Here is a 24,947-nt window from a genome sequence, read left to right as displayed (position 1 = left end):
GTGCGTTAAACTCATATTTATGAAAACGCTTTTATTTTATTAGTATAAAAATACTACTTACATTATCAGAAAATTCATGTTATTATACGGGCAGACATTATATGTAGCGGTGATATAGTTAATAGGCTTTTAAATTAAAGATATTTATTTTTTTTCGATTTTTTTGAAATTGAATATTCTGATAATTAATAAGGAGTGGAGATAAAGTGAGCAGGAAAGAATACATCAGTAATAGAATGTACAAGGCATCAACAGGGATAGCCAACGCAGTTTTGGTTACATTAGGGATCGGGTTATTGTTTGAATCCATAGGAGGTTATTTAGGTTGGGAGGTCTTCCTGGCAATAGGCGGGGCCGCAAAGGTCTTGCTAGCCCCAGCTTTAGGAGCAGGAATCGCTTATCAGCTAGGAGGAAATTCATTAATTATCTTTAGCGCCATGGCTTCAAGTGCAGTTGGCGGTGCCGCCATTAACAGAACTGCTGAGGGTGCCTTCACGATTGTTACAGGACAGCCACTAAGTGCTGTATTGGCAGCTGTAATTGCAACATATGTAGGTAAGCGTATAATTGGCAAAACAAAGTTGGACATCATGGCCATCCCAATGGGAGCAGTTCTTGTCGGTGGAGTTTCAGGATATGGCCTGGCTCTTGTCACCACTCCGCTCCTAACATGGATAAGCAGTCAAACCACCGCTGCGGTCGAGGGTTCTCCCTTAATCGGGTCCATGGTCATCGCCTTGGTATGGAGCATTTTATTGATGACACCAGCGTCTTCCGCTGCACTGGCAATCGCCTTGCAATTAGATCCCGTTTCCAGTGCGGCAGCTTTGATCGGATGTACCGTTCAGTTTGTTGGGTTCACTGTCATGTCTTATAAAGATAATGATATGGGTGGGTTCCTTGCCCAGATGGTCGTTACGCCAAAAGTTCAATTTCCTAACTTAATCAAAAAACCATTATATGTCGTCCCGCCTTTTGTAGCGGCAATCATTTGTGCCCCAATCGCTACCTTGGCATTCGATTTTCAAGTACCGTATGAACTTGGAGGCATGGGTTTAAGTTCAATGATTGCCCCGATTGCCATCATAACTGGTCAAGGGCTGTACACGTTCTTGGTTTATGTGGCAGTGGGTATGGTATTGCCAGCTGTAATCACACTTGCCTTACATCGGGTATTGAAGATGATGGGCAAAGTTAAGCCAGGCGATCTCCATTTAGAAGTATCATGATCAAGTTTTCGGGAAACCAGCCTGGTTAAGGAACCAGGCTGGTTTTTATTTATAAAGGGATTAGGGTAAAATGGGAAGGTAAGCATTTGCATAGATAGGATGATATATATGGGAAATGAAATAGATATAAAAGTGAAAGCTAAGTTCGTGAGTAAAATCGGCAAGGGTTTTCCCTTGATTGTTAAAGAGTCGATAGCCAACCTTAATGACCTTCAGGAAGAGGGATCTTTAGTGCGGTTGGTGGATGAAAACAACCGTTTTCTAGCAAAAGGATATTATGGTAAACAGAACAAGGGCTATGGCTGGGTATTGACCCGAAGAGAAAATGAAAAGATCGATCAAACCTTCTTTAACGGCAAAATCCAGGCAGCATATGAATTCCGAAAGTCTTTTTTTGAAGATACAGAGACTACGGCTTTCCGCTTGTTTAATGGGGAAGGTGATGGAATTGGCGGTTTAATCATTGATCATTATGATGGTCACTATGTGATTAGCTGGTATAGCAAAGGGATATATTCCTTTAAAGACTACATCATTAAGGCATTGCAGGATACGGTTGAAGTCAAATCGATTTATCAGAAGAAACGCTTTGATACAAAGGGGCAATACGTGGATGAAGACGATTTTGTCATGGGTGAACAACCGGAATTTCCGCTTCTTGTAAAGGAGAATGGAGTAAATTTCGCTGTTTACCTGAATGATGGGGCAATGGTCGGTGTCTTCCTTGATCAACGCGATGTCAGAAGGAAAATCCGGGATGAATACGCAAAAGGGAAAACCGTCTTGAATATGTTCTCCTACACTGGGGCATTTTCCGTGTTTGCCGCTTTAGGCGGTGCTGTTAAAACAACTAGTGTCGACCTGGCGAATCGCAGCTTACCAAAGACGATCGAACAGTTCAGTGTAAATGGAATAGATCCTGAAGCTCAAAATATCGTGGTGATGGATGTATTTAAGTATTTTAAATATGCAGTGAAGAAGGCTTTGAAATTTGAAATGGTCATCCTCGATCCACCCAGCTTTGCCAAATCGAAGAAGTTTACTTTCAGCGCCGGAAAAGACTATACGAATCTATTGAAGGATACCATATCCATTACGGAAGACAATGGGGTCATTATCGCATCAACTAATTGCAGTACGTTCGACATGAAAAAGTTCAAGAGCTTCATTGATATTGCCTTCAAGGAAATGAACGGAAAATACGAGCTTATGGAAGAATTTTCATTGCCGGCTGATTTTAAAACAAGTACGGAATATAAGGAAGGGAACTATTTAAAAGTAGTCTTCATTAAGAAAATTAAAGGATAAAAAAAGGCGTCCACAGTTCAAGCAGAGCTGTGAATGCCTTTTTTCATGAAATTGTTTCATGTGGAACGTACGATTATTCGGATTCACTTGATAGGCAGTTCTCTTTTCGAACCTTTCGATAAATGGAAAGAAGGACTCATGCGAATGCTTCTAGCCATGAAAAACTGAGCTGTATAATAGGTAAGCATGATCAGTGGATCTGAAAAGGCAACATCTTCGATAAATTTGTTCCAAGATAAAATGGAGTCGGAAATCACGAACAGAACCCCGCCGATGATTGCGGCTGCATTTCCGGTCATAAAAGCCGCCCAACCCATGAGGGAGATGACCGTTACATAACAGATTACAGGGATGATGAGGCTATTTTCACCTTTTTCAATTAAAGCAAGTACAATTTCACGACCAATCCAAGTGGAGTAAATAATAATTGGAAGAATCGTCGCAAATCGAAGCCAAGAAAAGGTCCATAGCTTAAAGAATGCCGAAATATAGAAAAGGTGGCCGATCAAGAAGGCGGAAAGCCCGATGACGAACCAGATTAACAAACCATCACCAAGCATGCAAAAAAATAAACCAAGAAGTATTAAGGATTGGTAACGATCATGCGTTCCCCCTGTTGTGCATGCATAAAGCAAAATCAATAACATGGGAATGACCTTGAACATGATTTTTATGGTTAAAGGCTCTTCCGGTATAAAAAAAATATATAATAGTCCCGTGAAAAGGATGGCAGTCGGTAAGCATTTCATTAGCATTTAATTCCCTCCTTCAATCTTTAATTCTATGTAAGGGGAAGGAACCCCTTGTCAATTAAAGAACTGTTTGAAAGAAAGACGTAAAAATTAAAAAACTGACTCCTGGTTAACCAGGAGTCAGTTTGATGTTATAGAATCATACGGCTTCTTTAACGAATGCTTGTTTTAGCCAGTTTTTACCCTCAACAAGCCTTGTGACAAGCATGGCACAAACCGTGTTTCCTGTTGAGTTAAGCAGTGTAGCGGGAGCATCGATGATGGTGGATATAACGGCAATGATCGGCAGGACTTCAACAGGAAAGCCGAATACACTAAGGATGAGCATTTCCCCAATCATACCGCCTCCAGGAATGGCACCCATAACAGCTCCAACCAAAAAGGCAACGGCAAGTATACTTAAAATGCTTGAAATGCTTGTCATATCCTTTCCAAATAAGCTGAATAGGAAAACGATTTTCAATACCCCGCCGAATACAGAACCATCTTTATGAGTGTTGGCTCCGAGTGGGATGACAGTCTCCGCTATATCCTTTGGCACGCCCATTTTCTTGACCGATTCCAGATTGACTGGAATTGACGCGGCACTGGAACAAGTGGCAATGGCTGTAATGGATGGTGTCAGCGCATTTTTCCAAAATAGTTTAACTCCATCTTTCCCACCTGCGATAAAGGCATACAAAGTGAAGAAGCCGAAATAATAAATTAAGGCTAAGACTAGATAAAGAATGAAAGTGCGAGCATACCCTTCTAAAATCTGCGGCCCAAGCTGGCCGATAATCGCCGCAAAATAAGCACCAAGTCCAATTGGAGCATAGTACATGACGATTTTGACGACTTTCATCATGACAGCTGTACCCGCTGTCAAAAACTCGGTAATCGGTTTTGCTTTCTCACCGACCAGTGCAGTGGAAAGTCCGATTAGAACAGAGAAAACGATAAGTTGAAGCATATTGCTTCTGGAGAACAGTTCTGGAAAATCGGACACCGTTACTGTGTTGACCAATTGACTGAAGAAAGGAACTTCCTCAATGGTCTCTTCAGAGGAACTGTTTTCCATCAGTTCTTTAATGGCTGTTGTATCTGTGCCTTCCAATGGATTGATGATGGTTGTCCCAATAAATCCAATGACGGCAGCTAAAGCGGCTGTAGTCAGGAAAACGACGACGATACTGCCCATGATTTTCCCGAGACGCTTCATTCCGCTCATATTGGCAATCGCTGAAGCAATGCTGAAAAATACCAATGGTACGATGATCGTGAACATCAGATTTAGGAATAAGTCCCCTAGCGGCTGTATGACCGAGGTTTTCTCCCCGAAAACGACGCCCGCTATCCCACCGATAATAATGGCAGTGAGTAGTATTAAAGAGGAACGATAGTTTTTGATAAAGCTCTTCATGAAAATTCCGTCCTTTCAGGATGAATATATCAATAAAAATATACTTCATTATCAACTCTAAAATGAGGTTTGACAATATTTTTTTATAGGAAGGAATGTTAAAAGATGAAACGCAATAAATAATAATAGGGAATGGATTGTGAAAATACCATGAAGGAGGGATGGAATGGCATATATTGAGGTGGAAGAAGGCGTTCGGTTGTTTTATGAAGAAAAGGGCCAGGGAAGACCAATTATTTTTATCCATGGTGTATGGATGAGCAGCCGGTTCTTTAGAAGGCAGCTTCCGTCCTTCTCAGAAAAATATAGAACGATCTTACTTGATTTAAGAAGCCATGGCCAGTCAAATCATGTTCATTACGGAAATACAGTCTCCGTTTATGCAAAAGATCTTCATGCGTTCATTGCTAAACTGGGATTAAAGGATGTCATACTCGTAGGCTGGTCCATGGGGGCTTTTGTCGTTTGGGATTATCTGAAGCAATTCGGTGAAGGAAATATTCATTCAACTGTGATTGTGGATGAATTGGCCTCTGATTTTAAGTGGCCCGATTTTAACATTGGTGCATTTGATATGGATACATTGATTGCCTTCATGACTGAAATTCAAACGAATCGTTCCCCATTTTTACAAAGTTTCCTTGCCTCCATGTTTAAAAATGAATTATCTGTAGCGGATGCAAGCTGGATGCTTAAGGAAGTGACCAAAATGCCGGAATCCATTGCTAGTGCCATTCTCTTTGACCAATCGATTGTTGACTATCGTGAATTCTTGCCAAAAATTAATATTCCCACACTTCTCTGTTTTGGAAGGCATGAAAAAGTGATTCCTGTAGCTGCAGGGGAGCATTTGCATAAAAACATTCCGCATTCCCAACTTGTAATCTTTGAAGATAGTTGCCATTGTCCATTTATGGAAGAAAGCGATTTGTTTAATGAAACCGTTGATTGCTTTATTCGAAAATTAAAAGGGTAAATAGAAAAGTAAGAAAGGACATGGCAGTAATGCATGTCTTTTCTTGTTTTACAACAACTTTGTTCTGAAATAAAAAAATATTGTAATTTTAGTGAATAGTCAGTAAAATGAATCTATTATTGTTAACGTTAACATAAAACAAATTAAACTTCTATAAACTATTCATGTGTAAAAATGTTAACGATAACATTATTGAGTTTATGACGTTTTATAGCAAATACAAACGAAAAGAAAGTGGTGAAATGATGAAAAAATTTATGGGAGAAGACTTTTTATTAACAAATGAAACTGCGGTGCATATTTACCAAAATTACGCAAAGGATATGCCGATTATTGACTATCATTGCCATTTAAGTCCTCAAGAAATTTATGAAAATAAGACATTCAAAAATATTACTGAAGCATGGTTATATGGGGACCATTATAAATGGCGGGTAATGCGGGCAAATGGTATCTCAGAGGATTATATTACAGGGCAGGCTGATGATTATGACAAGTTTGTAGCATGGGCGAAAACGGTACCAATGACAATTGGAAATCCCTTGTATAATTGGACTCACTTAGAATTACAACGTTTTTTCGATGTATATGATATTTTAAATGAAGAAACGGCCTCAACCATTTGGGAAAAAGTTAATAATTTGTTAAATGGCAGGGGTTTTGGTGCAAGGGATTTAATCTTGAAGTCGAATGTAAAAGTGATCTGTACGACGGATGATCCAGTCGATTCGCTTAAGTACCACAAGCTGCTGATGGAAGATCATGATTTTAATGTAAGCGTTTTACCGAGCTTCCGGCCAGATAAAGCTTTAGAAATTAATCGTAATGGTTATCTCGAGTGGGTAAGTAAATTGGAGCAGGCAGCAGGTCAAAAAATTGTAGACTACGATGACTTCCTTAATGCCTTGGAGTCAAGAATCCACTTTTTCCATTCAATTGGAGGCAGGGTATCCGATCATGCTTTAGATGTAATGGTTTACGAAGAAGCGACTAAAGAAGAGATTGCCGAAATATTCTCGAAAAGAATGCAAGGCGTCGAAGTCTCTCAAGAAGATGAGAAGAAATACAAAACATATACACTTAATTTTTTTGGCGGCATATATGCCAAGTTAGGTTGGACGATGCAATTCCATATAAATGCCCTGCGCAATAATAATTCAAAAATGTATAATCGGCTAGGTCCGGACACCGGTTATGATTCAATGAATGATGATGGAATAGCTAAGCCGCTTGTGAAAATATTGGATGCAATGGACAAAGAAGATGCTCTACCAAAGACGATTCTATATTCATTAAATCCAAATGATAATCATGTCATTGCCAGCATTATTAATAGTTTTCAAGATGGAAAGAAACCAGGGAAAATTCAGTTTGGAACTGCATGGTGGTTCAATGATAATAAGGATGGCATGCTAGAACAAATGAAAGCATTAGCGAATGTAGGACTCTTTAGTCGATTTCTTGGTATGCTGACGGATTCAAGAAGCTTTCTCTCATATACAAGGCATGAGTACTTCAGAAGGCTTGTATGCCAACTAGTAGGAGAATGGGTTGAAAATGGAGAGGTTCCAAATGATATGGATTTATTAGGAAATATTGTGCAAGGAATTTCATATTATAATGCGAAAAATTACTTTGAATTTGATATAAAAGAATAAATTTAGCTCTCTATTCTTCCTTCTCCCTAGGTGGAATGGAGGGTTCTGTTGAAAGGTATATCAGTATAAGTATAACTTAGTTTAACTTTGGAACAAAATGTAGATTATCAGGAGGATAATATGAGTACAGTCCTTGCTCAAGAAAAAGATCCGATAGAAGTGAAAAAAGAGAAATTGAGTTTGAAAGAGAAGATATCTTATGGTTTTGGTGATTTTGGAAACGGTTTCATGTTCGATCTCGGTCAACTTTACCTGCTTAAGTTTCTTACTGATATTGCTGGTATACCTGCAGCAGCTGCAGGTACAATTTTCTTGGTCAGTAAACTTTTTGCAGCCATTATGGATCCGATTGTTGGCTCCTCAATAGATTATCGTAAGAACATTGGTAAGCGCGGTAAGTTCAAACCATATTTAATTATTGGAAGTTTAGTATTAGCTATATTTACTGTGCTACTGTTTATTTCACCTGAGATATCAATTACAGGAAAACTTATATATGCCTATGCTTTATATATGATTTGGGGCATTGCTTATTCCTTTACCAATATTCCTTATGGTTCACTTGGAGCCGCAATGACACAAAATGCTGAAGATCGGACTTCCCTTGCCACTTTCAGGCAAATAGGTTCATTGGGAGCATTGTTGATCACTAGTGTCATTGTTATGCCATTGATTGTGAAATTTGAAAATCCTAAAGTAGGTTACCCGGTTGTAATGGGAATAATGTGTATTGTCGGAATCATTGGTTTCTATATTTGTTATCGAAATACAAAAGAAAGAGTTTTGGTTAAAGAGGCGCCAAGAGAAAAATTATCTTTTAAATCTATTATTAAAACATTTGTAACAAATAAGCCCTTATTAACACTGGTACTGATGACGATTTTTTCAATCTCAGCTTATAATATCAAGTCAGCATTATTAATCTATTTTGCACAATATAATTTAGGTAACGTAACCCTAGTGGCTAATATGAGTTTTGTCATTATCGGTTCCTCTTTCATAGGGGTTATCCTAATGCCTAAACTTGTCAAGAAATTCGGAAAAAAGCATACGGCGATGCTAGGATTCGCTATTTGCATTGTTGCTGATTTAATTAATTTCTTTATTCCAACCAATATCTATTCATTTACAATTTTATCTGCAATTGCTTTCATCGGGATCAGTATTCCAAATGGCATAACATGGGCACTTGTATCCGATATCATTGATTATGGTGAGTGGGTTTCAGGAGAGCGTAAAGAGGCAACGACATATTCACTGTTCAATTTTTCAAGGAAATTAGCTCAGTCTTTAGCCGGCTTTCTTTCAGGACTTGGGTTAAGTTTAATTGGTTATGTACCCAATGTGGCTCAAACAGCAGGGACCCTGCTTGGGATCAAGGGCCTACTAACCCTTTACCCTGCAATTGCGCTGACAATAGCCATGCTGATAATTGGAATTTTGTATAAATTAACAGACGAGAAACATGCAGAAATCATTCAAAAACTTGAAACCAGGTAATAGGGATATAAAATGAAAGGTGTAGTTTTGGCAAAGAACCATTTTGCAGATTGCAGGTCCTTACCGTCTCATGGATTTTCTATTAGGGGGATTGCAATCTGGAATTGCCAGATAAACATGGTATGCTAGTAGAAAGTATACTTTGTGATTTTAAAGGATGAGTGGAATGGTGACGATAAAAGATATTGCTAAGATAGCGAATGTATCTCATACGACAGTATCAAGGGCCTTGAATAATAGTCCTTTGATTAAAGAGGATACAAGGAAGAAAATACTGGATCTAGCCTCTCAGCTAAATTATACCCCAAATTATAATGCTAAAAGCTTGGTAATGAAGAAATCACACACAATCGGATTGTTTTTTACAAGCATCTCAAATGGTACATCACCCAGCTTCTTTACAGATACAATCAAGGGAGTCAACAGTGTCATTAATGAGAATTTCAATTTATTTGTACGCGGTATAGATGATTATGAGGATTTTTCAGCTATTAATAGTGGTAGGTTCGATGGGATTATTTTGATGAGCCAAAGTGATGTGGATAATGTTTTTATCTATTATGTATTGGAAAAAAAGATACCTCTTGTCGTGTTAAATAGACAAGTTGATGAAAAGAAACTGATTAATATTTTATCAAATGATTCAGAGGGATCCTATCAAGCGATTGAACATTTGATTCAAAATGGTCATCAGAATATCGCGATTATTGAAGGTAAAGAAGGATTTAAATCGACTAAAAAGCGGAAAGATGGCTTTATAAAGGCATTGATTGATTACGAAATCCCAATCAAAAGTGAATATGCTGTCAAAGGGAATTATGATATGCATAGTGGGTACCAGGCTATGGAAAAATTGCTTACCGTCAAGACGCCACCGACTGCTGTCTTCTGTTCCAATGACGATATGGCCATAGGGGCGATGAATGCTGTTTTTGCATATGGTTTGAAGGTTCCAGAGGATATATCCATTATTGGATTTGACGATATTGGATTTGCCCAATATACAACTCCGCGGTTAACAACTGTAAAAAGACCGATCGAGCAGATAAGTATAAAGGGGGCAGAGAACTTATTATCTCTAATTGGAAACCCTGGGAAACACGGGAAGCGAATTTTTGTGAATACAGAATTAAAGGTGCGAGATTCTGTGAAAAAATTGAAGTCATAAAAAATATGCCCATTTATTTTGAATGTAACTAATAAATGGGCAGTAAAATAAGTCTTATTTTTTTTAAAAATAAATGTTCACGTGTGCATTTGAGGAGGAGGAATGTTTAATGGAAAAAATAAGTAAGAAAATCAGTGGGGAACATCCCTTATACCAGGAAAAAATCCTTCAATTTGGAGAGGGGAATTTCTTAAGGGCATTTGTTGATTGGCAAATTGATGTACTGAATAAAAAAACGGATTTCAAAGGCAGTGTAGTGGTTGTCCAGCCAAGAGGTTCTGAAAAAATTGAGCGTTTGAACGAACAAGATGGATTATTCACTTTATATTTGCAAGGGATTAAAGAGGGAAAAGCTGTTAATGAGCATATGATTGTCAATTCGATAAGCAGAGGCATTGATCTAGTTAAGGACTATGATAAATATGTGGATTTAGCAGGTAGTGAAGAGCTAAGGTTTATTATTTCAAATGCCACGGAAGCAGGAGTTTACTTAGAAACGACTGACAGATTGGAAGACCGTCCTCAAAAAAGTTTTCCAGGTAAATTAACCGCTTTTTTATTTCACCGCTTCCAAGCATTTAAGGGGGATTACCAAAAAGGTTGTGTTATCATCCCGTGTGAATTAATAGAAGAGAATGGAGCTAAGCTTAGAGACATTGTTCTTCAGTTTGCTAGTATTTGGAATCTTGGGGAGGCGTTTGTCGAGTGGATTCTCCACGCCAATACATTCTGCAACAGTTTAGTTGATCGAATCGTACCTGGTTTTCCAAAAGATACGATAGATGAAATCACAGCAGAGTTAGGGTATCAAGATGATTTATTAGTAGTAGGTGAACAATACCATCAGTGGGTCATCGAGGGCCCTCAGTGGATCAAAACGGAATTTCCAATCGATCAAGTGGGTCTAAATACCTTTTTTGTCGATGACTTAACACCATATCGCGTACAGAAAGTGCGAATTCTGAATGGTGTCCATACAGCGATGACCCCTGTTGCCTATCTATCAGGAGTGGAAACAGTGGCAGAGGCGATGGAAGATGATACTACTGGACAATTTATAAAAGAATTGACTTTTGAAGAAATCATACCGACGCTTAACATGCCGACTGAAGAATTGAGAGCCTTTGCAAATGATGTTCTTAACCGTTTTAAAAACCCTTATATTAAGCATTATTTTTTGAGCATTAGCTTGAATTCCTTATCAAAATTTAAAACAAGGAATCTCCCGGCATTACTCGATTATGTGGAAAAGAAACAAGAGTTGCCCCGTCGAATGGTTTTTTCCTTGAGTGCTTTACTCATTTTTTATAAAGGTAAAAGGGGAGGAGAAATGATTCCGCTTGAGGATGACTCAAGTGTTCTTGAATTATTTAAGGCGTCGTGGAAATCGGTGGCTGAGGATACCATGAAAGTCGAGGAGCTTGTCGAGACGATTCTTGGGAACCAAGATATTTGGGGGATGGATTTGAATGGAATAAGCGGACTTACGAAATTGGTGGCAGAATATGTACATCAAATTGAAGAGTCAGGTATTAAACCTTCGTTGGAAGCAATGATGAAGGAACAATCCGTAAAATAGGGAGGTCCTTTATCATGAAGGATATTTTTCAAATACATGAAAATGACAATATAGCATTAGCCTTAAGAAAATTATCAAAAGATGAACGCTTCATTATAAATGGAACAGAATTAGTGATAAAGGAAGAGGTTGAAAGAGGACATAAAGTGGCATTAAAAAATCTTCAAAAAGATGATCATGTAATTAAGTACGGTTTTCCAATTGGTCATGTTTTGCAAGAGGTGGAAATTGGCGAGTGGGTCCATACGCATAATACAATAACCAATTTATCAGGTACTCAGGAATATAGCTATGAACGGAAGCTTATAGATAATCCTTTCCATGATGAAAATTTAACATTTAAAGGATATAAAAGGGGAAATGGATCCGTGGGAATCAGAAATGAGCTCTGGATTGTTCCCACAGTAGGATGTGTTAATGGCATTGCCGAGAAAATCATCAAAAGATTTGAAAAAGAGGTAGGGAATATTACACCTTTTGATAATATGCTTGTCTTTAAACACAATTATGGCTGCTCGCAATTAGGGGATGACCATGAAAATACAAAGCAAATCCTGTTGAATGCAGTGAACCATCCAAATGCGTCAGGCGTTCTCGTACTGGGGCTGGGATGTGAAAATAATGAAATGGTCAAATTCAAAGAAGATCTGGGAAATGTGGATGAAAACCGAATTAAATTTCTTGTATCACAAGACGTGACGGACGAAATAGAGGCTGGAGTAAAGTTAGTTAAAGAAATCCATGCCTATGTTCAGGGTGATAAAAGGGAAGACGTTCCATTATCGGAATTGAAAATAGGCTTAAAATGTGGGGGTTCGGATGGATTCTCAGGAATAACGGCTAACCCCCTTTTAGGTAGGTTTTCAGATTTTCTGATAGCACAAGGTGGAACGACCGTCTTAACAGAAGTACCTGAAATGTTCGGGGCGGAAACCATCTTAATGGAACGAGCGAAGAACGAGGATATCTTCCATAAAATTGTTGCCGTAATCAATGATTTTAAAGAGTACTTTTTAAAGTTCGACCAGCCAGTCTATGAAAATCCTTCCCCTGGAAATAAAAAAGGGGGTATTACAACGCTTGAAGATAAATCTTTGGGGTGCACACAAAAGGCGGGATCATCTCCAATTGTCGATGTATTGAAGTATGGGGAAGTGCTGAAAGCGAAGGGCTTAAACCTACTGAGTGCCCCAGGAAATGACTTGATTGCTTCTTCAGCACTCGCTGCCACTGGCTGTCAGATGGTATTATTCACCACTGGACGAGGAACACCGTTTGGGACATTCGTTCCTACGATGAAGGTGTCCACCAATACATCATTATATAAATCTAAACCACATTGGATTGATTTTAATGCAGGTATCTTGTTGGATGATGACATTTCCTCTGAATACATTTTACGGAAATTTATTAATTATATCATTCAAATAGCTAATGGCGAATTTGTAAACAATGAGAAAAATGACTTTAGGGAACTCGCTATTTTTAAAACAGGTGTTACCCTTTAGTATATATTTCAGTTCGTAAAAAATCTGGTGAAATGGATAAAGGATGATAAAGTAAGCAAAACACTAACGAGATGATGAAGAAAGGATGCGGGCGGGTAGTGCCTCGCATTCTTTTTTTATTGTAGTAACAACACTCATTAATAGTTTCCCACTGGTTTTTTTCTGCTTTCTAAGAGGTTTCAGCAAGAAATAAAGGGAATACTGGTACTATGGACGTCAGCACTGCAATTAGATGGTGTTAATAATTTAAATAGGAATATTTTATATCCTTTTCACAGGAATTGGGCTATTATGAGGTGGATTTAAACTGGTAAGATCGTTATCTGTTATTGAGAGAAACTCATGCAGAAAGTGATGGAGAGGATAAAATGGATGATCAGTTACCATACAATGAAATTATAGATGTATGTTTGCTTGCGGGAAAAATCATGCTTCAGAACGGAGCGGAAACTTCGCGGGTGGAAGATACGATGGTGAGAATTGCTGCAGCTTTTGGATGCGGTGACTCACACAGTTTTTCAACACCTACAGGAATCATTTTTTCGCTGGATGGTATGCACCCAGCTTCAAAATTGATTCGAGTTTCCCAACGATCTACAGATTTACATAAGGTAACGCTTGTTAACAGTATATCCCGAAGCATTTCCAGCAAGGAAATGACACCGGAGGAAGCTTATTTACGATTAAAACAAATCGAAAAGGCTGGGATGGGGTATCCCATGTGGGGTCAGGTTTTTGCAGCTTTTATAGCGAGCGGCTGTTTTTTAATCATGTTCCAAGGACAGTGGAATGATTTCATCTGGTCCTGTATAGCTGGGGGAATGGGATTCTCCTGCCTGCTTTATTTGCACAGGTTACTGGAAGTTCGTTTTTTTGCTGAATTTATAGCCTCTTTGGTTGTGGGTTTAGTAGCTATGTTCTTTGTCCAGATTGGTGTTGGAGGTCATTTGGATACGATAATCATTGGAGCGGTGATGCCCCTTGTGCCAGGTCTGTTAATTACGAATGCAGCCAGGGATTTAATTGCAGGCCATTTAGTTTCGGGTCTATCCAAGGGTGCGGATGCAGGTTTGACTGCTTTAGCAATTGGGGCAGGAATATCTGCAGCGTTTGTTTTCTTATGATTTTAGGGGAGGAAGAATGATGTTTGCACAGCTTATTACAAGTTTCATTGCCTCAGCCGCCTTTGGAGTCATCTTCAATGTACCGAAAAATTCATTGTTTCAATGTGGTTTCGTGGGGATGTTAGGGTGGCTTCTATATTATTCTTTGGTTGAAAATGAGATAAACAGCATCATTGCAACATTAGCGTCTGCATTCATCGTTGCGGTCATCAGCCAGTATTTTGCTAAAAGGTATAAAACGCCAATCACGATTTTCAATGTATCGGGAATCATCCCCCTCGTGCCTGGAGGTTTGTCGTATGATGCGATGAAGCATTTTGTCGGAAATGATTTTTATGTCGCCGTTCAATTGGCCGCCAAGGTCTTCATGCTGGCTGGTGCCATTGCAATGGGGCTGATCTTTGCAGAAGTCATGAACCAGTTGGTAACTAAATACAATAGAAGAAAGTTAAGGTTGGGAAGTTAGGGTAAAGGAATCCAATTAATCTTCCTGATAATATGTTTCTAAATAAAGAGAAAGGAGAGCAGGCGGAATACCTGGATCTCCTTTCTCTTTTTTATATTTTAAAATAATAAGTAATCTAGCTTATATAGGATCTTTCATTCCAGTGTTAGCTGTAACCAATATTTCATCGAATTTTTTGGCATCAGCTTTCTTGCTTGACAGCAGAGTTCCGACGATGGCTGCGATAAAGCCAATCGGGATCGAGACGATGCCTGGATTGGCAAGCGGGAATAATGGTTCCCCAACGAATATTGCCGCTCCCTCTATCGGTGACCAGACATTGGGACTTAGGAACACAAGCAATAAAGAACTGACCAGTCCAACTATCATGCCCGTAACAGCCCCGGCTGTGTTAAAACGTTTCCAGAATACCGTGAAGATGATGATGGGCAGATTGGCACTGGCAGCGACGGCAAAGGCAAGTGAAACAAGGAAGGCGACATTCATGTTTTGGGCAAATAAAGCAAGGATGATGGAGAGAATGGATACTCCGATGGATGCCCAACGGGCTGCAACGACTTGTTCTTTGTCAGTGGCCTGACCTTTACGGATGATGTGGCCATAAAAGTCATGGGCAAAAGCAGAAGCTGCCGATAGAACGAGACCTGCTACAACCGCTAAAATGGTTGCGAAAGCAACTGCAGAAACAAAGGCGAACAGGAAGTCACCTCCAATGGCTTCGGCAAGCAGCGGAGCGGCCATATTGCCGGCAGCATTCGCGGCTATGATTTTGTCATATCCAACAAAAGCTGCCGCTCCAAAGCCCAGGAAAATGGTCATTATATAAAAGATGCCAATGATCCAAGTGGCATATACTACGGACTTGCGGGCTGTGATGGCGTCTTTTACCGTAAAGAAACGTATGAGAATGTGAGGAAGTCCAGCTGTACCGAGTACCAGCGCCAAATTAAGGGATAAAGTATCCAAAGGATCCTTGAATTTGTTACCTGGGTTGAGGAAATCCCCGCCTAAAGGGGTGGCTGTTTTCATCTGCTTGAACATCTCGATCACGCTAAAGTCGAATTTCGCCAACACGATAATGGAGATGATGAATGTACCTGCCATCAATAAAACGGCTTTTACGATTTGGACCCAACTGGTGGCCGTCATACCGCCAAATACGACATAGACGGTCATTAAAATACCAACAATGATGACGGAGTATAGATAATCAATTCCAAGTAAGAGTTTTATAAGGGCACCTGCACCGACCAGTTGGGCAATCATATAAAAGGTTGAAATGGAAATGGTGTTAAGGGCAGCGACCCCGCGTACCTTCTTTTCATTGAAACGGGCAGCGATCATGTCCGCCAGTGTATATTTACCAAGGTTACGGAGCGGTTCGGCCACGATATAGAGAACGACCAGATATGCAACCAGAAAACCTATGCTATAGAAAAAACCATCAAATCCAGAGAGTGCGACCATGCCGGCTATCCCCAAAAATGAGGCTGCGGACATATAATCACCCGCAATGGCCCAGCCATTCTGCCAGCCAGTCAGGCTGCTATCCGCCGTATAAAAGTCCGCGGTCGTTTTAGTGCGCCGTGAAGCAAAATAGGTAATGACCAATGTTAGCCCGACAATGATTAGAAATAATATGAAAGCAAGTATATTCATGGTAAATTCACCTTTATCCTTTCGCTTCTTTAACGATTTTTTCTACTAATTGGTCAAATTTCGCAGCTTTTTTGGAATAGAGGATGCATAATGTCCAGGTCATGATAAATTGAGCGAAGGCAAAAACCCAGGCCCAGCTGATTGCCCCGAAAGCATAGGAGTTAAGGACTTTAGAATAGGAAGTTAGTATGGGTAAGGTGAAATAAAAGACCATGAAAAAGATGGATAGTGGGACGATGAAATTGCGTTTTTTCCTTAGGAGTTCTTGAAATGATTGTGATTGGACAATCTTGGTGTAGTCAGTGGAAGCGCTTACCTCGGTTTCCTTTGCGATTGAATCGTTTGATGCCAAGTTGGTTCCCCCTTCATCTCTATTAATTTGGTTTTCATTACCAATTTTTCTGATAACAGTATCAGTATATATTTTTCAGAATATATTGTAAATTTAAATGCTAAAATTAACTCTTTTTTCGTTCGACATAGTTTTAATCATTACTTGAGAGAAATGGGTACAAGCAAAAATAAAGGCTGGCTTGAACGAACATCAAGGAAATCAAACCGGCTGCCATTAAGGAAAAGTTAAGCTTCTTTCACGATACTGGTTTCAACGAAGGAAATCTGAAAGGAGAAAAATGATGAAAAAGTTGATATTGATAGGTACGGTTTTAGTGCTGGCGATCGGGGGATGCGTTTGGTTTTTCATGAAGGATAATGCTGAGCCTGTAATTGCAAAGTCGGTGACGGCTACGGTAGAAAAGGGAGATCTTGAAGTTCAAATAAGCGGTTCCGGATCGGTCGCCGCAATCAATAGTGAGGACATCACTTCCTCGGTAACGGATGAAGTGGATGAAGTCCTTGTAGCGAAGAATGAGTTGGTTGAGAAAGGTGATGAACTCATTACCTTCACGGATGGAAGTGATCCGATAACGGCCCCATTCGATGGTACCGTGACAACATTGGATGTAGAAGAAGGGGATCGTGTATCAAGCAGTGAAGTGGTGGCACATGTTACGGATTATAAAAAATTGAAAACCACGATCAGTGTTGATGAATTGGATGTTCCAAGTGTTAAAAAAGGACAAAAAGTTGAAATTAAAGCCAGTGCTTTTGAAGATGAAACGTTCACGGGTGAAGTGACGAGTGTAGCAAAGGAAGGTACATATGAGAATGGTGTTTCTTCATTCGATGTCACTATCAAGATTGACAAACCTGGCGATATAAAAATTGGGATGTCGACTGAAGTGAGCATTGTGACGAATAGTGTAAAAGATGTTTTATATGTTCCGATTGAAGCAGTCCAAATGGACGGTGAAGAGAAATATGTGAATATACAACAATCCGGTGCAACTGAAGGGGCTACCAGTACAAAGGCAACGGTTGAGACTGGGATCAGTAACGATAGGTATATTGAAATAACTTCAGGCCTTGAAGAGGGTCAGTATGTTTCCTTGCCCATTACCATCAATGAAAGTTCCACTGGCAGTGGCGGCGATGGAATGAGGGGAGGCCAAGGTGGCGAAATACGAATGCAGAGTGGCAGCGGAATGCCGAGCGGCGGGATGCTAAACGGTGGCGGAATGCCAAGTGGCAAGGGAGGTCAGTAATATGGCGAACCCTATCATAAAAATAAACAACATGTCCAAATCGTATGAATTAGGCGGCGAAACGGTTAAGGCTCTTCAAGATGTCTGTCTTACAATCGATAAAGGTGATTTCATTTCCATCATCGGACCTTCCGGATCAGGGAAATCGACCTTCATGAATATGATTGGCTGCCTTGACAAGCCTGACATGGGTGAATATCTTCTTGATGGAAAAGAAGTGGAAAAGATGAAGGATAATGAGTTAGCTGCCATTCGAAACATCAAAATAGGATTCATCTTTCAAAATTTCAACCTATTGGCAAAACTGACAGCGTTGGAGAATGTCGAACTTCCCCTGGTTTATAGAGGGGCAAGTTTGAAGGAAAGAAGAGAAGTGGCCAATGCGTGCCTTGATATGGTAGGACTGAGTGACCGGAAGAATCATTTGCCGACCCAACTTTCGGGTGGACAGCAGCAAAGGGTTGCGGTTGCAAGGGCACTTGCCGGTAATCCTCCCGTCTTATTGGCGGATGAGCCGACGGGTGCTCTTGATAGCAAAACGAGTAAAGAAGTGCTGCAAATGCTGAAAGAGTTGAATGAAAAGGGACAAACAATCATTCTTATAACCCATGACTTGGAAGTGGCAAAAGAAGCAACTCGTGTCGTTCGGATACAGGATGGTCAGCTATTTGAAAACGGAGGTGATTGGATTGAACCTGAGCGAATCAATGAAGATGGCTATACGCAGTATCAAAACCAATAAAGTCCGAGCATTTTTAACCATGCTTGGGATCATAATTGGAGTTGCCTCTGTAATCGTTCTGGTTTCGATTGGGCAGGGTTCCTCACAGTCCGTTCAGGATGAGATCAATAGCCTGGGAACGAACCTGATAACGGTAAGTGTCACGGATACCGACTCCGTGGAGTTGACGGATGACACAATTGAACAGTTTAAAGATCTGGGCGGGATATCGGAAGTTGCACCCGTGGTCACTGGCCGCGTTTATGCTAAAAACGGAGAAGCATCGGCACAGGTTTCAATGACCGGTGCAACTTCATCCTACTTATCAGTTAGGGATCTAGAGCTCAGTCAAGGCCGGTTTTTGTCGGATATGGAAACGGAATTACGCTCCAAGGTCGTTGTCCTGGGATCGGATACAGCCAACACGCTTTTTGAAAATCAAAAAGCTGTGGACCAGAACGTTCTTATCGGCGGCGTTTCCTATCGAGTGATCGGTGTGCTGAAATCGGTAGGCACCTCAATGGGATCGAGCGGGGATGATGTAATCATTGCACCGATTACCACTGCCGAAAGGGCTTCAGGCAGCACGACAATCGGAACGGTATATTTAAAAGCGGATAACGAGAATATCATTGATAGGGCGATGTACCAGGTACAAGGTACGATGACCACATCATTCCCAGATCAGAGTGATAACTATTCTGTGTCCAATCAAGAAGATCTGATGGATACAATGAGCTCTGTGTCGGATACGTTCACACTCATGCTTGGCGGTATTGCCAGTATTTCGTTACTAGTAGGCGGAATTGGAATCATGAATATCATGTTGGTTTCCGTCTCAGAGAGGACGAAGGAAATCGGGATCAGAAAAGCAATTGGGGCAAATCGGAAATCGATTCTTCTCCAGTTTTTAATTGAAGCGATGGTCTTGAGCTGCTTAGGGGGATTGCTGGGAGTTGGAATTGGATTGGGAATTGCAAAATTGATTTCAGTTTTTTCAAGTTTAACGATTAGTTATTCATGGTCGGTGACATTGTTTGCCTTCTTATTCTCCATTTTAATCGGGATAATCTTTGGCGTATTTCCTGCCAATAAGGCATCCAGGTTAAATCCAATCCAAGCACTGCGTCACGAATGAACATTCAATTTGAAAGAAAGCAGGCGATTAAAAGCCCGCTTTCTTTTGCATATGAAAAAGGATAAAATCAACATATATCACAATTGAGGCGGTTGGGAGGTACCCTACATGAAGGTTTTGGTGGTAGAAGATAATGTTTCATTATTAGAATCGATCCGACAAATTTTGACGGATGAATACGAAGTGGATACAGCGGATAATGGGGAAGATGGGCTATTCATGGCTCAGCAAAGTATATACGATATCATCATTTTGGATGTAATGCTTCCGGGAATCGATGGATTTGAAATCGTCCGGAAAATCAGGGAAGCAAGAATAGATACAAGTGTCTTGTTTTTGACGGCAAAAGATGCACTTGAGGATCGTGTCAGAGGATTGGAAATGGGTGGCGATGATTATTTAGTCAAGCCGTTCCAGGCACCGGAACTTAAGGCCAGGATTCGTGCCCTGCTTCGAAGGAGTGGCATTATATCGCTTGAGCAGCATGTGAAATACCGTGATATTGAACTGTTGGAAAAAGAAAAGGATATTTTGGTTGATGGAAAGGTCATTAAAATGACCTTGAAACAGTTTGAGTTACTGGAGTATTTAATTCAAAATAATGGAAAAATATTGACGCGTGAGCAGATTTTCGACCGCATTTGGGGGTTTGATTCAGATACGACGATTGCCATTGTGGAAGTGTTCATCCATCACCTTAGAAAAAAATTGGAACCTTTCAATTATCATAAAGATATTCAAACCGTTCGGGGTATTGGTTATATGCTAAAACAACCATAAGGGGATCATTATGTTCCAAAAAACACGGCTTCAACTAACATTATTGAATTCTATCGTCTTTATTGTCTTAATAGCCATCTTAAGCAGAACAATTTATTTCTATACGGAAAATCAGATCTATAAGGATGTCAATGATTCACTTAAAAAGGATTACAGGGACTTCAATAATGGAGGCATGCCAGGCGGACGTCCGCAAGGTGAATTTCTCTTAGGACCGGGACCGAGTGTCATCGTTTGGGGACCAGATGATACGATCATTGAGCCAAGACTGAGTGTAGACCATTTTTTTAAGGTCAATGAACAACAATTTTTCCCTGAAACTTTTGATGGGATTGAAGAAATATCGGTGAATGGATACACGTATCGGGCCCTTTCCACCAAGGTCGATACGAAGTATGGTGAGATGGCCGTACAATTCATCAGGAATGTGGATACAGAAAAAGAAATGCTCGATCGCTTGCTGCTCATATTGTTTGTTGGTGGAGGAATTGGAAGTCTAGTGGCGGTAGGGGCAGGCTATCTTCTAGCAGGACGGGCCCTTATACCAGTCAAGAAATCCTGGGATCAGCAGCAGCAGTTTGTCTCGGATGCTTCGCATGAAATTCGAACGCCGCTTGCTGTCATTCAATCGCGGGCTGATTTGCTATTTCAATCACCGAACGCGACAATCGAGGAAAAAGCCGTTGATATATCCATCATTTCGAAAGAAGTCCGCCGATTGAATAAGCTTGTTAACGGACTATTGACCTTAACCAGAACGGATTCGAATCAAATGGAGGTTAAGAAATCGAACTTTTTCCTTGATGACTTACTTATCGATATCGTGGAACAGTATACGGATATAGCTTCTTTTCAAGAGAAATCAATCATTAGCCATGCTCCCGAACAGGTGGTGTTTCATGGGGATAAAGAGAGAATTCATCAGCTATTGGTAATCTTGGTAGATAATGCTATGAAATTCACCGAGGAAGGCGGGGAGATTTCCCTATCCTGCATAAAGAATGCTTCATCCATCATTCTTACTGTAGAGGATAATGGAAAAGGCATTCCGCAGGAAGACCTCCCCTTGATTTTTAACCGTTTTTATCAAGTGGAGCAATCCCGTTCAGCAAATGAAGGCTCCGGTTTAGGTCTATCCATAGCCAAATGGATTGTAAACACACATCAAGGGACCATCAAGGTTACAAGTGAACAGAATGAACGCACCCGTTTTGAAATCACTTTTCCAAAAAATCAAAAGAAAAATTAATAAGCTAATAGACTCTTAATTTTTTCTTGTTGCTTAAGGAAAAATTAAGGGTCTTTTTAGATAATCCTTATGAGAATTAGATTTATTTTCGGAGGAGAATTCATGATGAATAGACTTGGTAAGTTACACTTTTTGGTAGGAATATTGGCTTCGGTCCTTTTGATGGCTCAAGCAGTCATCGGGATCATGATGTATGTGAATGGCAGCGGCAATGAACCCATGAATGGTCAAGCGATGATGGATCGGCCTGTTGACCGCAACACAACTGAATCTGATGCAACGGGAGAATCATCGAAGAGCAGTACTGCTGCAACCGATGATTCAACTGCGGAAACAACACCAAATGATACACAGAGCAGTATGGCGGACGGGCCTAATGGTTCTGGAACTCCGGGGGAGATGCCAAGTGGTGGCGGTTTCCAAGGCAGAGATTCTTTTGCAGGTAAATTCATCAATTTTTATCAAGGGGTAGGCGGGCTTGCTGCATCAATCATCATCTTTGTAATTGGAAGCACAGGATTGGTTACATCGATGATGTCCAGAAAAACAGCAGCCTAAAAAATCGATATTATTTTAGGAAAGAGAAGGTTCCTTTCGAAGGGGAGCCTTCTTTTTTAATTCACGAAACCCATTACTGTCACTAATTGTTATTTTAAAAAGGGAAATAATAATTGCACAAAAAAAAATATTAGTTTAATATAGACTTCTGGAGAGGTACGTACATGTATTTTGGATAAAAGAGAAAACGTTTGCATAAATTTTTTGAGGGTATCCTACTATTAATGCACGAACATTAAATTCACCCTTAGTGGAGGCAGAATATATGAAATTTCTGATTGCAATTTTAGGACTGCTTATTGTTTTTGGACTAGCTATCTTAGCCAGCAGTGACAGGAAGAAAGTTAAAATTAAACCGATCATCCTCATGGTGATCATGCAGCTTATTTTAACTTATCTATTATTAAATACGAAGTTCGGTTTAGTGATCATCAATTCGATTGCCGATGGGTTCGGAAAACTTTTAGAATGGGCAAATGAAGGGATCACCTTTGTATTTGGCGGGATTGTAAACGAAGGAGCATCGCCCTTCTTTTTAAATGTCCTTCTTCCTATCGTATTCATCTCGGCATTAATTGGGATTTTACAGCACTTCAAGATCCTTCCGTTCATCATGAAGTGGATTGGATTTTTGCTAAGTAAAGTGAATGGGATGGGTAAATTGGAATCTTACAATGCGGTAGCGTCAGCAATAGTGGGCCAATCCGAGGTTTTCATAACCTTGAAAAAACAACTTGGTGCCATTCCGCCATCTCGCATGTATACGCTTTGTGCGTCAGCCATGTCAACCGTATCGATGTCGATAGTCGGTGCTTATATGACGATGATTGAACCAAAGTATGTTGTGACGGCTATTGTTATTAACATGTTTGGTGGATTTATCATTGCATCCATTATCAATCCTTATACGGTAACGGATGAAGATGATATTCTCCCTATTGAAGAAGGGGCAGAGAAGCAGTCGTTTTTCGAAATGCTTGGGGAATATATCATGGATGGATTTAAGGTTGCTATCACTGTAGCCGCGATGTTAATTGGTTTCGTTGCATTAATTGCAGGAATCAACAGTGTATTCGACATGATCTTCGGCATCAGCTTCCAAGACATCTTGGGGTATATTTTTGCCCCGTTTGCCTTTATCATGGGGATACCAATTTCAGAAACAGTTACTGCAGGCGGAATCATGGCGACGAAGTTAGTAACAAATGAATTCGTTGCCATGCTGAGCTTAGGGGACGCATCAGCAGCCTTGAGCGATAGGACAATAGGGATCGTTTCAGTTTTCTTGGTTTCATTCGCTAATTTTTCATCTATTGGAATCATTGCAGGTGCAGTCAAAGGACTTCATGAAAAACAAGGAAATGTTGTGGCCCGTTTCGGCTTGAAGCTGCTATACGGTGCGACACTTGTCAGCATCCTATCAGCGATCATCGTAAGTGTGATACTTTAATTAACGGATCTAATATAAAAGAGGCACTTGGGTTTACTCCTAAGTGCCTCTTTTATATTTATGTAGCAAAGATTAAAACAATGGTTTTTGAATTTGAAGGTGTTTGGCTTACTGGTATATAATACATAAAATGACAAATGAGAAAGGGGAGTTTTAGGATGACGATTGGTGGAATAGAAACAGCTATCTTTGCAGGAGGTTGTTTTTGGTGCATGGTCGCTCCCTTTGATGAAATGGATGGGATAATTAAAGTGACATCGGGTTATACGGGCGGTAATTTTGCCGCGCCTAGTTATAAACAAGTGATTACCGGTTCGACTGATCATGTTGAAGCGGTTCAAGTGGAATTCGATCCATCGATCATTCCCTATAAAGCGTTATTGGAGCTATTTTGGCAGCAAATCGATCCAACGGATGACGGAGGACAGTTCTCGGATAGGGGAAAGCAATACAAGGCAGCCATTTTCTATCTTAATGAACGTCAGAAACAGGAAGCAGAGCAATCGAAGGAAGATTTAATGATGAGTGGGCGGTTTAAGGAACCTATTGTAACGGGTATTCTACCCTCGGGGAAATTTTACGCGGCTGAGGAATACCATCAAGAATTCTATCGGAAAAATCAATTTCGCTATGCATTGTATCGTAAAGGCTCGGGACGGGATACTTTCATAAAAGAAAATTGGCCTAAGGATAATGCACACCTTAGAAAGACCTTAACCGAAATTCAGTTTCATGTCACCCAGGTAAATGGCACGGAGCCGCCTTTCGATAATGCCTATTGGGATCACTTTGAAGAAGGGATTTATGTGGATGTCGTTTCTGGGGAGCCCCTATTCAGTTCGCGGGATAAGTATGATAGCGGTTGTGGATGGCCGAGCTTCACGAAGCCAATCATGTCGGCAAGTGTCAATGAAAAAATGGATCTCAGCCACCGAATGACCCGGACCGAGGTGCGCAGCAGGGACGCAGATTCACACCTTGGACATGTTTTTCCTGATGGCCCCGGTTCTAAAGGCACGAGATATTGCATAAACTCTTCCGCCCTCCGCTTCATTTCTAGAAATGATATGGAGAGAGAGGGATATGGAGACTTATTATTACTCTTTAAAATGAAATAA

Annotated in this window: 22 protein-coding genes; 18 read left to right on the top strand and 4 right to left on the bottom strand. The window is 40.3% G+C overall.

Going from position 1 to position 24,947, the window contains the following annotated elements; genetic code table 11:
• Positions 1-236: 236 nt before the first annotated feature.
• A complete protein-coding gene (locus tag QUF78_RS27405) occupies positions 237-1,229 on the top strand; it encodes a PTS sugar transporter subunit IIC (RefSeq protein ID WP_289327418.1) in 993 nt (330 codons plus the stop codon).
• 108 nt (positions 1,230-1,337) lie between these two features.
• Complete coding sequence (locus tag QUF78_RS27400) at positions 1,338-2,537, top strand: class I SAM-dependent rRNA methyltransferase (protein WP_289327163.1); 1,200 nt, start codon at positions 1,338-1,340, stop codon at positions 2,535-2,537.
• An 83-nt stretch (positions 2,538-2,620) separates the two neighbouring features.
• On the opposite strand, the gene QUF78_RS27395 is transcribed toward QUF78_RS27400, so the two are convergent.
• Positions 2,621-3,292: a lysoplasmalogenase gene (locus tag QUF78_RS27395; protein ID WP_289327162.1), complete on the bottom strand. Its 672-nt coding sequence runs from the start codon at positions 3,290-3,292 to the stop codon at positions 2,621-2,623.
• Positions 3,293-3,428: 136 nt separating this feature from the next.
• Positions 3,429-4,691 carry a dicarboxylate/amino acid:cation symporter gene (locus tag QUF78_RS27390; RefSeq protein ID WP_289314186.1) on the bottom strand — a complete coding sequence of 421 codons (1,263 nt, stop codon included), beginning with the start codon at positions 4,689-4,691 and terminating at the stop codon, positions 3,429-3,431.
• Positions 4,692-4,857: 166 nt separating this feature from the next.
• Here QUF78_RS27390 and QUF78_RS27385 point away from each other — a divergent pair, with 166 nt between their 5' ends.
• The 8 genes from QUF78_RS27385 to QUF78_RS27350 all read left to right on the top strand — a co-directional run bounded on the left by QUF78_RS27385 (position 4,858) and on the right by QUF78_RS27350 (position 14,670).
• Positions 4,858-5,667: an alpha/beta fold hydrolase gene (locus QUF78_RS27385; protein ID WP_289327161.1), complete on the top strand. Its 810-nt coding sequence runs from the start codon at positions 4,858-4,860 to the stop codon at positions 5,665-5,667.
• Between the two features lie 245 nt (positions 5,668-5,912).
• On the top strand, positions 5,913-7,325 hold the full coding sequence (uxaC, locus tag QUF78_RS27380; protein WP_289327160.1) for a glucuronate isomerase: 1,413 nt from the start codon (positions 5,913-5,915) through the stop codon (positions 7,323-7,325).
• 120 nt (positions 7,326-7,445) lie between these two features.
• Positions 7,446-8,825, top strand: a complete 1,380-nt coding sequence (locus tag QUF78_RS27375) for a glycoside-pentoside-hexuronide (GPH):cation symporter (protein ID WP_289327159.1) — start codon at positions 7,446-7,448, stop codon at positions 8,823-8,825.
• A 166-nt stretch (positions 8,826-8,991) separates the two neighbouring features.
• The gene (locus QUF78_RS27370; RefSeq protein WP_289327158.1) at positions 8,992-9,993 is read left to right on the top strand and encodes a LacI family DNA-binding transcriptional regulator; all 1,002 of its coding nucleotides are present in this window, start codon (positions 8,992-8,994) and stop codon (positions 9,991-9,993) included.
• Positions 9,994-10,102: 109 nt separating this feature from the next.
• A complete protein-coding gene (locus tag QUF78_RS27365) occupies positions 10,103-11,572 on the top strand; it encodes a tagaturonate reductase (RefSeq protein ID WP_289327157.1) in 1,470 nt (489 codons plus the stop codon).
• A gap of 14 nt (positions 11,573-11,586) precedes the next feature.
• A complete protein-coding gene (locus QUF78_RS27360) occupies positions 11,587-13,080 on the top strand; it encodes a UxaA family hydrolase (RefSeq protein WP_289327156.1) in 1,494 nt (497 codons plus the stop codon).
• A gap of 368 nt (positions 13,081-13,448) precedes the next feature.
• Positions 13,449-14,204, top strand: coding sequence for a threonine/serine exporter family protein (locus QUF78_RS27355; RefSeq protein WP_289327155.1), 756 nt, complete (start codon positions 13,449-13,451; stop codon positions 14,202-14,204).
• Between the two features lie 16 nt (positions 14,205-14,220).
• Positions 14,221-14,670, top strand: coding sequence for a threonine/serine exporter family protein (locus tag QUF78_RS27350; RefSeq protein WP_289327154.1), 450 nt, complete (start codon positions 14,221-14,223; stop codon positions 14,668-14,670).
• A gap of 120 nt (positions 14,671-14,790) precedes the next feature.
• On the opposite strand, the gene QUF78_RS27345 is transcribed toward QUF78_RS27350, so the two are convergent.
• On the bottom strand, positions 14,791-16,329 hold the full coding sequence (locus QUF78_RS27345) for a solute symporter family protein (protein ID WP_289327153.1): 1,539 nt from the start codon (positions 16,327-16,329) through the stop codon (positions 14,791-14,793).
• 13 nt (positions 16,330-16,342) lie between these two features.
• Positions 16,343-16,663, bottom strand: coding sequence for a DUF485 domain-containing protein (locus tag QUF78_RS27340; RefSeq protein WP_370017128.1), 321 nt, complete (start codon positions 16,661-16,663; stop codon positions 16,343-16,345).
• Positions 16,664-16,964: 301 nt separating this feature from the next.
• Here QUF78_RS27340 and QUF78_RS27335 point away from each other — a divergent pair, with 301 nt between their 5' ends.
• The 8 genes from QUF78_RS27335 to msrB all read left to right on the top strand — a co-directional run bounded on the left by QUF78_RS27335 (position 16,965) and on the right by msrB (position 24,947).
• Positions 16,965-17,933, top strand: coding sequence for an efflux RND transporter periplasmic adaptor subunit (locus QUF78_RS27335; RefSeq protein WP_289327152.1), 969 nt, complete (start codon positions 16,965-16,967; stop codon positions 17,931-17,933).
• 1 nt (position 17,934) lies between these two features.
• Positions 17,935-18,675, top strand: a complete 741-nt coding sequence (locus tag QUF78_RS27330; RefSeq protein ID WP_289327151.1) for an ABC transporter ATP-binding protein — start codon at positions 17,935-17,937, stop codon at positions 18,673-18,675.
• Positions 18,602-19,792: an ABC transporter permease gene (locus QUF78_RS27325; protein ID WP_353957933.1), complete on the top strand. Its 1,191-nt coding sequence runs from the start codon at positions 18,602-18,604 to the stop codon at positions 19,790-19,792. Before QUF78_RS27330 ends, QUF78_RS27325 begins: the two co-directional genes overlap by 74 nt.
• Before the next feature lie 108 nt (positions 19,793-19,900).
• Positions 19,901-20,572, top strand: a complete 672-nt coding sequence (locus tag QUF78_RS27320) for a response regulator transcription factor (RefSeq protein ID WP_289327150.1) — start codon at positions 19,901-19,903, stop codon at positions 20,570-20,572.
• Between the two features lie 10 nt (positions 20,573-20,582).
• Positions 20,583-21,821: a sensor histidine kinase gene (locus QUF78_RS27315; protein ID WP_289327149.1), complete on the top strand. Its 1,239-nt coding sequence runs from the start codon at positions 20,583-20,585 to the stop codon at positions 21,819-21,821.
• 105 nt (positions 21,822-21,926) lie between these two features.
• Positions 21,927-22,379, top strand: coding sequence for a hypothetical protein (locus tag QUF78_RS27310; protein ID WP_289327148.1), 453 nt, complete (start codon positions 21,927-21,929; stop codon positions 22,377-22,379).
• 265 nt (positions 22,380-22,644) lie between these two features.
• Entirely contained in the window at positions 22,645-23,829 is a 1,185-nt protein-coding gene (locus tag QUF78_RS27305; protein ID WP_289314197.1) for a NupC/NupG family nucleoside CNT transporter, read from the top strand.
• 158 nt (positions 23,830-23,987) lie between these two features.
• Positions 23,988-24,947, top strand: coding sequence for a peptide-methionine (R)-S-oxide reductase MsrB (gene msrB / locus QUF78_RS27300; RefSeq protein ID WP_289327147.1), 960 nt, complete (start codon positions 23,988-23,990; stop codon positions 24,945-24,947).

It is taken from the genome of Peribacillus sp. ACCC06369 (genome assembly GCF_030348945.1).
In the GTDB taxonomy this organism is placed as follows: domain Bacteria; phylum Bacillota; class Bacilli; order Bacillales; family DSM-1321; genus Peribacillus.
The sequence above is the reverse complement of the archived record's forward strand: the minus strand, read 5'-3'. Positions and strand labels throughout refer to the sequence as shown.

Bases quoted from the DNA above. Each gene is read 5' to 3' on its own strand.
- QUF78_RS27405 (WP_289327418.1), top strand. From the start codon at position 237: ATGTACAAGGCATCAACAGGGATAGCCAACGCAGTTTTGGTTACATTA.
- QUF78_RS27400 (WP_289327163.1), top strand. From the start codon at position 1,338: ATGGGAAATGAAATAGATATAAAAGTGAAAGCTAAGTTCGTGAGTAAA.
- QUF78_RS27395 (WP_289327162.1), bottom strand. From the start codon at position 3,292: ATGCTAATGAAATGCTTACCGACTGCCATCCTTTTCACGGGACTATTA.
- QUF78_RS27390 (WP_289314186.1), bottom strand. From the start codon at position 4,691: ATGAAGAGCTTTATCAAAAACTATCGTTCCTCTTTAATACTACTCACT.
- QUF78_RS27385 (WP_289327161.1), top strand. From the start codon at position 4,858: ATGGCATATATTGAGGTGGAAGAAGGCGTTCGGTTGTTTTATGAAGAA.
- uxaC (WP_289327160.1), top strand. From the start codon at position 5,913: ATGAAAAAATTTATGGGAGAAGACTTTTTATTAACAAATGAAACTGCG.
- QUF78_RS27375 (WP_289327159.1), top strand. From the start codon at position 7,446: ATGAGTACAGTCCTTGCTCAAGAAAAAGATCCGATAGAAGTGAAAAAA.
- QUF78_RS27370 (WP_289327158.1), top strand. From the start codon at position 8,992: ATGGTGACGATAAAAGATATTGCTAAGATAGCGAATGTATCTCATACG.
- QUF78_RS27365 (WP_289327157.1), top strand. From the start codon at position 10,103: ATGGAAAAAATAAGTAAGAAAATCAGTGGGGAACATCCCTTATACCAG.
- QUF78_RS27360 (WP_289327156.1), top strand. From the start codon at position 11,587: ATGAAGGATATTTTTCAAATACATGAAAATGACAATATAGCATTAGCC.
- QUF78_RS27355 (WP_289327155.1), top strand. From the start codon at position 13,449: ATGGATGATCAGTTACCATACAATGAAATTATAGATGTATGTTTGCTT.
- QUF78_RS27350 (WP_289327154.1), top strand. From the start codon at position 14,221: ATGATGTTTGCACAGCTTATTACAAGTTTCATTGCCTCAGCCGCCTTT.
- QUF78_RS27345 (WP_289327153.1), bottom strand. From the start codon at position 16,329: ATGAATATACTTGCTTTCATATTATTTCTAATCATTGTCGGGCTAACA.
- QUF78_RS27335 (WP_289327152.1), top strand. From the start codon at position 16,965: ATGAAAAAGTTGATATTGATAGGTACGGTTTTAGTGCTGGCGATCGGG.
- QUF78_RS27330 (WP_289327151.1), top strand. From the start codon at position 17,935: ATGGCGAACCCTATCATAAAAATAAACAACATGTCCAAATCGTATGAA.
- QUF78_RS27320 (WP_289327150.1), top strand. From the start codon at position 19,901: ATGAAGGTTTTGGTGGTAGAAGATAATGTTTCATTATTAGAATCGATC.
- QUF78_RS27315 (WP_289327149.1), top strand. From the start codon at position 20,583: ATGTTCCAAAAAACACGGCTTCAACTAACATTATTGAATTCTATCGTC.
- QUF78_RS27310 (WP_289327148.1), top strand. From the start codon at position 21,927: ATGAATAGACTTGGTAAGTTACACTTTTTGGTAGGAATATTGGCTTCG.
- QUF78_RS27305 (WP_289314197.1), top strand. From the start codon at position 22,645: ATGAAATTTCTGATTGCAATTTTAGGACTGCTTATTGTTTTTGGACTA.
- msrB (WP_289327147.1), top strand. From the start codon at position 23,988: ATGACGATTGGTGGAATAGAAACAGCTATCTTTGCAGGAGGTTGTTTT.